General features: G+C 70.4%; 12 protein-coding genes. 7 read left to right on the top strand and 5 right to left on the bottom strand.

Annotated features, from left to right (window positions below):
- Positions 1–116: 116 nt before the first annotated feature.
- The gene (gene gap, locus M3M27_RS05075) at positions 117–1,121 is read right to left on the bottom strand and encodes a type I glyceraldehyde-3-phosphate dehydrogenase (protein WP_140719431.1); all 1,005 of its coding nucleotides are present in this window, start codon (positions 1,119–1,121) and stop codon (positions 117–119) included.
- A gap of 196 nt (positions 1,122–1,317) precedes the next feature.
- Between gap and M3M27_RS05070 the strand changes: the two genes are divergently transcribed.
- The 6 genes from M3M27_RS05070 (at position 1,318) to modC (ending at position 5,849) form a co-directional block, all read left to right on the top strand.
- Positions 1,318–1,959 (top strand): OmpW/AlkL family protein, encoded by a 642-nt coding sequence (locus tag M3M27_RS05070; protein ID WP_434027359.1) that lies wholly within the window; start codon positions 1,318–1,320, stop codon positions 1,957–1,959.
- Between the two features lie 105 nt (positions 1,960–2,064).
- Positions 2,065–2,874 carry a S1/P1 nuclease gene (locus M3M27_RS05065; RefSeq protein ID WP_434027956.1) on the top strand — a complete coding sequence of 270 codons (810 nt, stop codon included), beginning with the start codon at positions 2,065–2,067 and terminating at the stop codon, positions 2,872–2,874.
- A gap of 11 nt (positions 2,875–2,885) precedes the next feature.
- Positions 2,886–3,710 (top strand): MBL fold metallo-hydrolase, encoded by an 825-nt coding sequence (locus M3M27_RS05060; RefSeq protein ID WP_140719437.1) that lies wholly within the window; start codon positions 2,886–2,888, stop codon positions 3,708–3,710.
- A gap of 64 nt (positions 3,711–3,774) precedes the next feature.
- Entirely contained in the window at positions 3,775–4,539 is a 765-nt protein-coding gene (gene modA, locus M3M27_RS05055; RefSeq protein WP_434027358.1) for a molybdate ABC transporter substrate-binding protein, read from the top strand.
- A gap of 9 nt (positions 4,540–4,548) precedes the next feature.
- Positions 4,549–5,235: a molybdate ABC transporter permease subunit gene (modB, locus tag M3M27_RS05050; protein WP_177497575.1), complete on the top strand. Its 687-nt coding sequence runs from the start codon at positions 4,549–4,551 to the stop codon at positions 5,233–5,235.
- On the top strand, positions 5,235–5,849 hold the full coding sequence (gene modC / locus M3M27_RS05045) for a molybdenum ABC transporter ATP-binding protein (RefSeq protein WP_434027357.1): 615 nt from the start codon (positions 5,235–5,237) through the stop codon (positions 5,847–5,849). Before modB ends, modC begins: the two co-directional genes overlap by 1 nt.
- Positions 5,850–5,887: 38 nt before the next feature.
- Here modC and M3M27_RS05040 read toward each other — a convergent pair whose 3' ends face one another.
- Genes M3M27_RS05040 through M3M27_RS05030 form a run of 3 tightly spaced genes read right to left on the bottom strand, consistent with a single transcriptional unit; the run spans position 5,888 to position 8,212 of the window.
- On the bottom strand, positions 5,888–6,469 hold the full coding sequence (locus M3M27_RS05040; protein WP_434027356.1) for a hypothetical protein: 582 nt from the start codon (positions 6,467–6,469) through the stop codon (positions 5,888–5,890).
- A complete protein-coding gene (locus M3M27_RS05035) occupies positions 6,466–7,854 on the bottom strand; it encodes a TonB family protein (protein WP_434027355.1) in 1,389 nt (462 codons plus the stop codon). The genes M3M27_RS05040 and M3M27_RS05035 overlap by 4 nt, the downstream gene beginning before the upstream one ends.
- Entirely contained in the window at positions 7,844–8,212 is a 369-nt protein-coding gene (locus M3M27_RS05030; RefSeq protein ID WP_140719450.1) for a BlaI/MecI/CopY family transcriptional regulator, read from the bottom strand. The genes M3M27_RS05035 and M3M27_RS05030 overlap by 11 nt, the downstream gene beginning before the upstream one ends.
- A 172-nt stretch (positions 8,213–8,384) precedes the next feature.
- Here M3M27_RS05030 and M3M27_RS05025 point away from each other — a divergent pair, with 172 nt between their 5' ends.
- Entirely contained in the window at positions 8,385–10,340 is a 1,956-nt protein-coding gene (locus M3M27_RS05025; RefSeq protein ID WP_434027354.1) for an acetyl-CoA hydrolase/transferase C-terminal domain-containing protein, read from the top strand.
- 125 nt (positions 10,341–10,465) lie between these two features.
- On the opposite strand, the gene tkt is transcribed toward M3M27_RS05025, so the two are convergent.
- The gene (gene tkt, locus M3M27_RS05020; protein ID WP_140719454.1) at positions 10,466–12,463 is read right to left on the bottom strand and encodes a transketolase; all 1,998 of its coding nucleotides are present in this window, start codon (positions 12,461–12,463) and stop codon (positions 10,466–10,468) included.
- Between the last annotated feature and the right edge of the window lie 66 nt (positions 12,464–12,529).

Here is a 12,529-nt window from a genome sequence, read left to right as displayed (position 1 = left end):
GGGCGCATCGGCCCCAAGAAGCACCGGCAATGCCCGTCGGGACCGGAGTCCCTCCCACGAACGCGAAGACCCCGGCCAAGGCCGGGGTCTTCGGAGTACAACGACGGTGGCAGCGCTTACTTCGCCATCACGACCTTGGCCAGTTCCAGGCACTTGTTCGAATAGCCCCACTCGTTGTCGTACCACGACACCAGCTTGACGAAGGTGCTGTCCAGCGCGATGCCGGCCTCGGCGTCGAAGATCGAGGTGCGCGCATCGCCGCGGAAGTCGGTGGCGACCACCTTGTCCTCGGTGTAGCCGAGGATGCCCTTCAGCGCGCCCTCGCTCTGGGCTTTCATCTCCGCGCAGATTTCCTCGTAGCTGGCCGGCTTCTCCAGCTCGACGGTCAGGTCGACCACCGACACGTCCGAGGTCGGCACGCGGAAGCTCGCGCCGGTCAGCTTCTTGTTGAGCGCCGGGATCACCTTGCCGACCGCCTTCGCCGCGCCGGTCGTGGACGGGATGATGTTCTCCAGGATGCCGCGGCCGCCGCGCCAGTCCTTGTTGGACGGGCCGTCGACGGTCTTCTGGGTCGCGGTGGCGGCGTGCACGGTGGTCATCAGGCCGCGCTTGATGCCCCACTTGTCGTGGACGACCTTGGCCAGCGGCGCCAGGCAGTTGGTGGTGCACGAGGCGTTGGAGACGATCGCCTCGCCGGCATAGGTCTCATGGTTCACGCCATAGACGAACATCGGCGTGTCGTCCTTGGACGGGGCCGACATGATCACCTTCTTGGCGCCGGCGGCCAGGTGCTTCTCGGCGGTCTCCTTGGTCAGGAACAGGCCGGTGGACTCGATCACCACCTCGGCGCCGACCTCGTCCCACTTCAGGTTGGCCGGGTCGCGCTCCTGGGTCAGGCGGATCTTCTTGCCGTTGACGACCAGCGTGCTGCCCTCGACCGACACCTCGCCCTTGAAGCGGCCGTGCACCGAGTCGTACTGCAGCATGTAGGCCAGGTAATCCGGCTCCAGCAGGTCGTTGATGGCCACGATCTCGATGTCGTTGCCGAAGTTCTGCACCGCCGAACGCAGCACGTTGCGACCGATGCGACCGAAACCATTGATGCCGACCTTGATAGCCATGTTCACGAGCTCCTGCGGCCGCGACCGTCGCGGCGGGATGGAAAGGGATCTCGATTCTAGCAGGCCGCCCCCGGCAAGGTCCGGACCGCGTCGGCCGGAAACCGCCCGGCCGCCGCCTTGATCAGGATCATGGCGGCGGCGTTAAGGAAGCCGAAAGCTGTGCCCGTCCCTGGTTCATCCCCAAGAGAGCACCGCAATGCGCAAGTCTTCCTCCCTGTTGGCCGCCTCCCTGGCTGCCGCCCTGCTCGCCGCCGCGCCCGCCATGGCCCAGTCCAAGGGCGACTGGACGCTCGGCGTGGGCATGGGCGTGGTCGATCCCAGGTCCGGCGCCGGCGACCTCGACGGTTCCGCGCTCGGGCTGGGCGCGCTGCCGGCCAAGGTCGACAGCGACGCCAAGCCCACCATCACGTTCGAATACTTCATCGCCGACAACATCGGCCTCGAAGTGCTGGGCGCGCTGCCGTTCGAGCACGAGGTCGGCATCCAGGGCCTCGGCAAGATCGGCCGTACCAGGCAGTTGCCGCCGGTCGTGTCGCTGCAGTACCACTTCGCCAACCGCAGCAAGATCACGCCGTTCCTCGGCCTGGGCGTGAACTACACCCGGTTCTTCGACACCGACGGCAAGGGCGCGCTGCAAGGCGCCAAGCTGGACCTTGGCGATTCCTGGGGCATCGCCGCGCATGCCGGCCTGGACTTCGCGCTGCCCGGCAAGGGCGCGCTGCGCGTGGACCTGCGCTGGGCCGACATCGACACACAGGTCAAGGTCGACGGCGCGCGCCTGGGCACCGCCAGGATCGACCCGCTGATCTATGGCGCGTCCTACGTCTTCCGGTTCTGACGTTCGACATCCCGTGCGAGCCCGCTACGGGCTCGTTGCGATGGGAGGGACTTCGGTTCCTCCCGCGCCGGTCTTCCCGCGCCCTTTAGAATCGAAACGATGAACATGTTCTCAGCCATCGTTTCGCTCGGCGCCGTCCTGGCGCTTTCCTTCCCCTCGCCGCAGGCGCACGCCTGGGGCGGCCAGGGCCATCGCCTGGTCGCGCGCATCGCCGACCGCGAGCTGACGCCGCAGGCGCATGCCGAAGTCGCCCGCCTGCTCGCCGGCGAACCCGACCCGACGCTGGCCGGCATCGCCTCCTGGGCCGACGAGCTGCGCAAGTCCGATCCCGATCTGGGCAAGCGCAGTGCGTCCTGGCACTACGTCAATCTCGGCGAGCACGATTGCGCCTACGAGCCGGCGCGCGACTGCCCGGACGGCAACTGCGTGGTGGAGGCGCTCAGGACCCAGACCGCCCTCCTCGCCGACCGCAGCCAGCCGCTCGCCGTGCGCCGGCAAGCGCTGAAGTTCGTCGTCCATCTCGTCGGCGACATCCACCAGCCCATGCACGCCGGCTACGCGCACGACAAGGGCGGCAACGATTTCCAGTTGCAGTTCGATGGCAAGGGCACCAACCTGCACGCCCTGTGGGACAGCGGCATGCTCTACGACCGCCATGTGGACGACGACGCCTACCTGGCGCGACTGCTCGCGCTGCCGCGCCCTGCCCCCGGCAATAGGCCCGCGCTGCCGCCGCCGGCCGCCGACTGGGCACGGGCCTCGTGCCGCATCGCGGTCACGCCAGGCGTGTACCCTGCGCGCCACGTGCTGCCCGACGGCTACGTGGCGACCTGGCGGCCGGTCGCCGAAACCCAGTTGCGCCTGGCCGGCGACCGCCTCGCCGCGATCCTCGATGCCGCGCTCGGCGCGCCTTGACGGAGCCCGCCATGTCGCCCGAGGTCCTGCCGTTCTTCCATGCCGAGAGCAACACCTTCAGCTATCTCGTCGCCGATCCCGCCACCGGCGAGGCGGCCCTCGTCGATCCTGCACTGGACTACGACGCCGAGCGCGACCAGGCTTCGACCGCGTCCGCGCAGGCCTTGCTGGACGCGCTCGATGCACGGGGCTGGCAATTGCGCTGGCTGCTGGAGACGCATGCGCACGCCGACCATCTTTCCGCCGGCCATTGGTTGCGGCGCCAGCGCCCGCAGGCGCGCCTGGCGATCGGCGCAGGCATCCGCCACGTGCAACGCACGTTCGCCGCGCAGCATGCGCTGCCGGACGGCTTCGAGCCCGACGGCGCGCAGTTCGACCGCCTGTTCGCCGACGGCGAGGCGTTCCAGCTGGGCACGCTGCAGGCGCGCGTGATCGCGGTACCCGGGCACACGCCGGACAGCATCGCCTACCTCATCGGCGATGCGCTGTTCCCGGGCGACTCGATCTTCATGCCCGACGGCGGTACCGCGCGCTGCGATTTCCCCGGCGGCGATGCCGGCCAGCTGTATCGCTCGATCCAGCGCCTGTTCGCCCTGCCGGACGCCACCCGCGTGTTCGTCTGCCACGACTACGGCCCGGGCGGGCGCGCGGTGGCCTGCGAGACCAGCATCGGCGAACAACGCCGCGGCAACGTGCACGTGCACGACGGCAGCGACGAGGCCGCCTTCGTCGCGCGGCGCCGCGCACGCGACGCCACGCTGCCGCAACCGCGCCTGATGCGCCCGGCGCTGCGCGCCAACCTGCAGGGCGGGCGCCATCCTTCCCTGGGAGATTGATCCACATGCACGCCGGGGCCGGCCCTGTCATCATCCCGGCAATCCCCACCGAGGAGCCCACGCCATGTCCTGGTCCAAGCGCCTGTCGTGCATGCTGGCCATCGCGCTGCCGATGCTGGCGCATGCGCAATCCCCGCTGACGGTGTTCGCCGCCGCCAGCCTGAAGGAATCGATGGACGAGGCCGCCGCGGCCTACCAGCAGGCGACCGGCACGCCGGTGCGCGTCTCGTATGCGGCCAGTTCCGCGCTCGCCCGCCAGATCGAACAGGGCGCGCCGGCCGACGTGTTCTTCTCCGCCGACCTGGAATGGATGGACTACCTGCAGCAGCGCGGCCAGGTCGATGCGACGCAGCGCCGCAACCTGCTCGGCAATACGCTGGTGCTGGTCGCGCCGGCCGCGAGCACCGCACGGGTCGATCTGGCCAAGGCCGGGTCGCTGGCCGCCGCGCTCGGCGCCTCCGGCCGGCTGGCGGTCGGCCAGACCGCCAGCGTGCCGGCCGGCAAGTACGCCAAGGAAGCGCTGCAGAAGCTCGGCCAATGGGATGCGCTGGGTGGTCGCCTCGCCGAGAGCGAAAGCGTGCGCGCGGCGCTGATGCTGGTGGCCCGCGGCGAAGCCCCCCTCGGCATCGTCTACGGCTCCGATGCGAAGGCCGAGCCGAAGGTGCGCGTGGTCGCCACCTTCCCGGCCAGTTCGCATGCGCCGATCGTCTACCCGGTGGCGCCGTTGAGGAACGCCCGCAACCCGGCGGCGCGCGCATTCGTGCAATGGCTGGCGACGCCGGCGGCGAAGCCGATCTTCGTGCGCCGCGGCTTTTCGCTGCAGGATTGACGATTGGCCCTGTTCACGCCGGAAGAAGCCACCGCCATCGCGCTGAGCCTGAAAGTGGCGGTGGCGGCGGCCCTGGCCAGCCTGCCGGCCGGCATCGCCTGCGGCTGGCTGCTGGCGCGCAAGCGTTTTCCCGGCAAGGCGCTGTTCGACGCCTTGCTGCACCTGCCGCTGGTGATGCCGCCGGTGGTGACCGGCTACGTGCTGCTGGTGACGCTGGGCACGCAAGGGCCGGTCGGGCGCTGGCTGCTGGAGCACCTGGGCATCCAGTTCGCGTTCCGCTGGACCGGCGCCGCCCTGGCGTGCGCGGTGATGGGATTCCCGCTGATGGTGCGCGCGATCCGGCTGTCCATCGAGGCCACCGACCGCCGCCTGGAACAGGCCGCGGCCACGCTGGGCGCCGCGCCATGGCGCGTGTTCCTCACCATCACCCTGCCGCTGGCCTGGCCGGGACTGGTCGCGGGCACCGTGCTCGCCTTCGCCAAGGCGCTGGGCGAGTTCGGCGCGACCATCACCTTCGTCTCCAACATCCCCGGCGAGACCCAGACGCTGTCGGCGGCGATCTACGGCCTGATGCAGGTGCCGGGGATGGAATCCGGGATCTGGCGCCTGGCCTGCGTCGCGCTGGCGATCTCGCTGGCCGCGCTGCTACTTTCCGAATGGCTGGTCCGACGGCACCCCGCCCGGCGGGAGGACTGATGCTCGAGATCGACGTCGAACTGCAGCGCGGCAGCTTCCGGCGGCACGTCGCCATCCGCGGCGACTCGCGCGTGCTGGCGCTGGTGGGTCCTTCCGGCGCCGGCAAGACCAGCGTGCTCAACGCGATCGCCGGGCTGGTGCGCCCGCAGCGCGGCCGCATCGCGGTGGACGGGCGCGTGCTGTACGACAGCGCCGCGCGCATCGACCTGCCCGCGCACCGGCGCCGGGTCGGCTACGTGTTCCAGGACGCACGGCTGTTCCCGCACCTGGACGTGCGCGGCAACCTGCGCTACGGCCGCCACGGCAACCGCGACGCTGGCTTCCGTTTCGACGACGTGGTGGCGCTGCTGGGCATCGGCGCGCTGCTGGCACGGCGGCCACGCAACCTCTCCGGCGGCGAGGCGCAGCGGGTGGCGATCGGCCGCGCCCTGCTCGCGCAGCCGGCGCTGCTGCTGTTCGACGAGCCGCTGTCCGCGCTGGACCGCGCGCGCCGCGAGGAACTGATCCCCTACCTGCAGCGCGTGCGCGACGAAGTACGGCTGCCGATGCTCTACGTCAGCCACCACATCGACGAGGTGGAGCGCATCGCCGAGACGGTGCATCGATTGGAATGACGCTTCCCTCGCAGGCTGCTGCCCCGGGCCCAAGGCCTTCAGCGTGCCATGCCGTCGCGATGCACCTCGGCGCGCCCCGCGTGCACCGCGAAGGTGAAGGCGAACTGCAGCGTCACCGGCACCGGCTCGACCTCCCGCGCGCCGTCGCAACCGTCACCGTCCGGCAGCGGCGCACCGGCCGCAAACCGGCATAGCGCCGCCGGACGGAACCGCCAGCTGCGCACCGCGGCCAAGGCCGCCTCGACCAGGGCCGCATTGGCCGGATCGTCACCGGCGGTACACGCCTCGCGTGCCGTGAGGCTGTCGGCGAACATCACCGCGCCATCCGCGCCGATCGCCACCCGCGCGCAGATCCGGGTCGGGGCCAGCTCGCGAGTCAACACCGGTTCCGGCAGCACCGGCGCCGTATCCACCAACGGCTCCGGCATGCGGAAACGTTCGCCCGGCTGCAACGAATAACTCTGCGCCGCTCCCGTACCCATCCCGCCGGACGACGGCGGCAGCATCTGCATGGCCACGTCCTGCCGGTACACCGCCTGTTCGGCCTCGCGCACGGGCCGGCCGGCACAGGCCGCCAGCAAGCATGTCGCGAGTATCGGCCACGGCAGCCGCAGGCTCATTTCTTCGCCACCTTGCGGATGCCGCACAGCGGCGGCGCATCGGGACCGCCGCCCGGCTCGGACAACACCAGGTCGCATATCTGCTTGCCCGAGGGATCCCAGTTCACCCGGTACCAGGCGTATGCGTCGCCCGCATGACCGGCAGGCGCCGCCACCGGCTGCATCTGGGCGTCGAACGACACCGGCACGCGTACGCGGCCGGCAACGGGCTGTCCGTCCCTGGTCTCCGGCCGCAAGCGCCACTTGTATGCCGCTTCGATGGCCGCGGCATCGAATACGCCCTTGGGCTGGCTGCTCTCCACCCGCACATTCGTCGGCACGCCCTGCGCGTCGATGTCGATCAGCAGCATGACCTTGCCGCTCTGCGCCTGCTTGAGCGCGGCGGCGGGATACCTGGGCGGCTGGGACGGCTGCGGTGGCGCCCCCCGGGAGGATGCGCCTGCTTCGTTCGAGGCAGGCCCGGCCATCGCGTTGCCCGGTGGCGGGCCGACGACCCGCGCCGGCTGTTGCGCCCACGCCGCATAACCGCTGGCGACCCACAATCCCAGCACCAGCGCGCGGGCGGACATCCGGTTCGCACGCGAGGGGGTTTTCCTTTTCAACATGGCGATACGCTCCTTCAGCGGATGGCGGGGCGCCCACTGGCATGCGACCGGCGCGAGCGGGCCCGCGACCTGGGTCTTGAGCAGCGCGCTGCCGTAGGCCTTGCGTGCCGTGGGATGGCTTGCGACCACGAGCGCATCGCAGGCCAGTTCCTGGTCGAGGCGGAAGCGACGCATGGCCAGGTGCAGCAGCGGATTGAACCAATGGACGCAGAGCAGCAGCGATGCGGCGGCATTGGCCCAGCCGTGGCCACGGCGCAGGTGCGCCCACTCGTGCGCAAGCACCAGCCGCCGTTCGTCCGCGGTGTAGCGTTCGGCGAAATCGTGCGGCACCACGATGCGCGGGCGCAGCAATCCCACCAGCGCCGGCAGTCCGTCGCCACGTTCGGCGCGGAACACCCGGCTTCCTTCCCATGCGTGCAAGGCTCCAAGCCCGCGCACGAAACGGCGCTGGCGGCGCGCGAGCGCCACCGCCGCGAGCAGCGCGCCGGACAGCCAGAGCGCCAACAGCCCCCATGCGCCGGCGATGCCGGCGCTTCCGGCAGGAAACGCCGCGTCGTGGATGGGAACCGCCAGCTCCGGGCGTACCGCCGCGGCCACGATGCGCCGCGCCGGCAACAGCACGGCGAGCATCGCCGCCGGCACGCACCACCACAAGGCATACGCCGCTCCTGCACCGAACACGCGGCGGACCGGCCAGCGCAGCGGCAATACCATCAGTACCGCCGCGCCCGCGGCAAGCATGGACTTCGCCAATGCGGCGATGATCGGATCAGGGTTCATCGTCCAGCTCCGAGACCAGGCGCTTGAGTTCGGCGATGTCCTCGCGCGACAGCTTGCCTCGCTCGCTGAAGTGCGCGACCAGCGGGGTCACGCGGCCGCCGAACAGGCGTTCGAGCAGGCCTTCGCTCTGCTGCGCCACCCATTGCGCCTGCTGCAGCACCGGCGAGTACAGGTAGCGGCGTCCCTGCTTGGCCGCGCGGACGGCCCCTTTGTTGAGCAGTCGATTGAGCAGGGTCTTGATCGTCGGCTCCGCCCAATCGCTGCGCTCGGCCAGCACCGCGACCACCTCGTCCGCACCCAACGGGTGGCGCTCCCACAGCACCTGCATCACCACGGCTTCGGCTTCGCTGATGGCCATACGATTACGCTCGTAATTTTTAATGATTACGCGCGTAAATATTCGCCCTGTCAACCCCCTGCCCGCGTCCGCCCGGGACGCCGAAGATGCCCGGTCCCGGCCTCGCGTGGATTACCGCTTCACGGAACGACCGCTTAGAGTTCCCGCAGGACACGAAGCCCGGGCTGGATGCATGACCGACCTGACGACCGATCTCGACGCCGCCGCCAGCCGCATCCTCGAACGGCGTCCCGGCGAATTGCGCGTCGGCGCGCCACTGGGCATCGGCAAGCCGCACCGGCTGATCAATGCGCTGTACGCACGCGTGGTCGACGATCCCTCGCGGCCGATGCAGTTGTACACCGCGCTCTCGTTGAACCCGCCCTCGCCCGGCAGCGGCCTGCAGGCACGCTTCGCCAAGCCCTTCCTGGCGCGCCATTTCGGCGACGATTTCCCGCGCCTGGCCTATGTCGATGCGCTGCAGGCCGACGTCCTGCCGCCGCACGTGCAGGTCGAGGAGTTCTACATGCAGTCGGGCGCGCTGCTGCATTCGCGCCAGGCTCAGCGCGCCTACACCAGCCTCAACTACACGATGGCGGCCGATGCGATCGCCACGCGCGAACCCAACGTGGTGGTGCAGAAAGTGGCCGCGGAACCGGATGGCACGCGCTTGTCGCTGTCGTCCAACACCGACATCACCCAGGACCTGCTCGATGCGATGCGCGCGCGCGGCCTGCCGCGCCCGCTGATGGTGGCCGAGATCGATCCGGAGCTGCCGTGGATCGGCGGCAGCGCGGTGGTGGAGCGCGATTTCTTCGACCTCGTGGTCGCGCCGCCGGGGCCGCATCCGCGCCTGTTCGGCTTGCCGCGCCAGCCGGTCGGCGACGTCGATTACGCGATCGGCCTGTACGCCAGCGCGCTGGTGCGCGACGGCGGCACGTTGCAGATCGGCATCGGCACGCTGGCCGACGCGCTCAGCCATGCGCTGGTGCTGCGGCATACCGACAACGCCGGCTACCGGCGCGTGCTGCGGGCGCTGGCGCCGGACATCGAGCGACATCCGGCGGTGGTCGAGAGCGGCGGCCTGGGGCCGTTCGAGACGGGGTTGTACGGGTGCAGCGAGATGCTCAACGAGGGCTTCAAGCGCCTGGTCGAGAGCGGCGTGATCCGGCGCAAGGTGCACGACGACCCGGGACTGATGCAGCGGCTGGCGCGAGGCGAGGCATCGCCGGAAGACCAGGCGCGCCTGGAGGCCGAGGGCGAGTTCCTGCACGGCGCCTTCTACCTGGGTTCGCCGGACTTCTATCGCTGGCTGCGCGGGATGGACGATGCCACCCGCCGCGCCGTCGGCATGCGCCGGATCAGCGAGATCAACCAGCTCTACGGCGGCAACGAGGCGCTCGAACGCCTGCAGCGCCGCGACGCGCGCTTCTTCAACACCTGCATGATGGCGACCGCGCTCGGCGCGGCGGTCTCGGACGGCCTGGAGGACGGGCGCGTGGTGTCCGGGGTCGGCGGCCAGTACAACTTCGTGGCGATGGCGCATGCGCTGGCGGACGCGCGCAGCGTGCTGATGTTCCGCGCCGTGCGCGAGGACGGCCGGCACGCGCAGTCCAACGTGCGCTGGAACTACGGCCATGCCACCATCCCGCGCCACCTGCGCGACGTCTATCTCAACGAATACGGCATCGCCGACCTGCGCGGCCGCACCGACGAGGATTGCGTGATCGCCATGGCCTCGATCTGCGATGCGCGCTTCCAGGACGACCTGCTCGGCCAGGCGCGCGCCCATCGCAAGCTGCGCGAGGACTTCCGGGCGCCGACTCGATGGAAACACAACACGCGCCGGCACGTGGCCGGCGCGCTCGCCCCGTTCCGTGCCGACGGCACGCTCCCCGATTACCCGCTCGGCAGCGACTTCACCCCGGTCGAACAGGACCTGTTGCGTGCGCTCGGCTGGCTCAAGCGCGCCACGGGAACGCCGATCGGCAAGCTGCGCACGTTCGGGCAAGCGCTGGCCGCTTCCGGCCGGCCCGGCGACCACCGCGCCGCGCTGCAGCGGATGGCCTTGGAGCGTCCCCAAGGCGTGGGCGAACGGGTCGAGGCGCGGTTGCTGCAGCTCGCGCTGGCGCGCACCGCACGGCGCTGATCGACGCGGAGCGCGGCACGGGACCGGGGAAATCCCGGCCGGCGGGCGCGGCGATCCCGCCAAGGTCGAAGGGCCGGCTTGCGCCGGCCCTTCTCGAGCATCGCCGGATCGAAGGCAGCCCGGGCTTACAGCGCCTTGGCCGCTTCCACCACGTGCGCGGCGGTGATGCGGAAGTGCTTGTACAGCTCGTCGGCCGGCGCCGAGGCGCCGAAGGTGTCGATGCCGACCACCGCGCCGTCCAGGCCCACGTACTGGCGCCAGAAGCCGGTGACGCCGGCTTCCACCGCCACGCGCTTGCGCACCGCGTTCGGCAGCACCGCCTCGCGGTAGGCCGCGTCCTGGCGCTCGAACACGTCGGTCGAAGGCATCGACACCACGCGCGTCTTGATGCCTTCGGCGTCCAGCGTCTTCTTCGCTTCCACCGCCAGGCCGACCTCCGAGCCGGTGGCGATCAGGATCACCTCCGGGTGGCCTTCGCTGTCGGCGAGCACGTAGCCGCCGCGCTCGATCAGGCTCACCTGCTCGGCGCTGCGCGGCTGGTGCTGCAGGTTCTGGCGGCTGAACACCAGGCAGCTCGGGCCGTCCTTGCGCAGGATCGCCGCCTTCCAGGCCACGGCCGACTCGACCGCGTCGCACGGGCGCCACACGTCGTTGTTGGGGATGTAGCGCAGCGAGGCCAGGTGCTCGACCGGCTGGTGGGTCGGGCCGTCCTCGCCCAGGCCGATCGAATCGTGGGTGTAGACGTGGATCGCGTGCGCCGGGATCAGCGCGCTCATGCGCACGCCGTTGCGCGCGTAGTCGCTGAACACCAGGAACGTCGCGTCGAACGGGATGAAGCCGCCATGCAGCGCCAGGCCGTTCGCGATCGCAGTCATGCCGAACTCGCGCACACCGTAGTAGACGTAGTTAGCGTTCGGGTCGTCGGTGGCGACCGACTTGCTGGCCTTCCACAAGGTCAGGTTGGAATGCGCCAGGTCGGCCGAGCCGCCGACCAGTTCCGGCAGCAGCGGCGCGAACGCCTCGATGGTGTTCTGCGACGCCTTGCGCGAGGCGATGGTCGGGCCGTCGGCCTGGACCTTGGCGATGAACGCATCGGCCTCGGCCAGGAACGCGGTCGGCAGTTCGCCATGCGAGCGGCGGGTCAGCTCGGCGGCCTCGGCCGGGTACTGGCGCGCGTACTTGTCGAACGCCTGCTCCCACTCGGCCTGGCGCAGCGCGCCGGCACCGGTGGCGCGCCAGCCGTCGTAGATTTCCTGCGGGATCTCGAACGGGCCGTACGGCCAGTCCAGCGCCTTGCGGGTGGCCTCCAGCTCGTCCTTGCCCAGCGCGGCGCCGTGCGAGGATTCCTTGCCGGCCTTGTTCGGCGAGCCGAAGCCGATGACGGTGCGGCAGCAGATCAGCGTCGGCTTGCCTTCCTCGGCCAGGGCGGCCTCGATCGCGGCCTTGATCTGGTCCGGGTCATGGCCGTCCACGTCGCGGATCACGTGCCAGCCATAGGCCTCGAAGCGCTCCGGCGTGTTGTCGGTGAACCAGCCTTCGGTGTTGCCGTCGATCGAGATGTGGTTGTTGTCCCAGAACGCGGTCAGCTTGCCCAGGCCCCAGGTGCCGGCCAACGAGGCGGCCTCGTGCGAGACGCCTTCCATCAGGCAGCCGTCGCCCATGAACACCCAGGTGCGGTGGTCGACGATCTCGTGCTCGGGGCGGTTGAAGCGCTGCGCCAGCAGCTTCTCGGCCAGCGCGAAGCCGACCGCGTTGGCGAAGCCCTGGCCGAGCGGGCCGGTGGTGGTCTCCACCCCGGGGGTCTCGCTGCGCTCGGGATGCCCGGCGGTCTTGCTGTGCAGCTGGCGGAAGCGCTTGAGTTCGTCCAGCGGCAGGTCGTAGCCGGACAGGTGCAGCAGCGCGTACTGCAGCATCGAGCCGTGGCCGTTGGACAGCACGAAGCGATCGCGGTTGAACCACTTCGGGTCGTTCGGGTTGTGGCGGAGGAAGTCGTTCCACAGCACTTCGGCGATGTCGGCCATGCCCATCGGCATGCCGGGATGGCCGGAGTTGGCGGCTTGCACCGCATCGGCGGCGAGGAAACGGATGGCGTTGGCCAGCTGGCGGCGGGTGGGCTGGGTCATGAGCGGCGAGGGAGGTTCCGGAGGCGACGGGATGGGCGCCGCAGGGCGCCCGGGCCCTACATTGTC

It is taken from the genome of Xanthomonas boreopolis (genome assembly GCF_046529185.1).
Classification (GTDB): Bacteria; Pseudomonadota; Gammaproteobacteria; order Xanthomonadales; family Xanthomonadaceae; genus Pseudomonas_S; species Pseudomonas_S boreopolis.
This window is presented reverse-complemented; position numbering and strand designations above follow the sequence as displayed.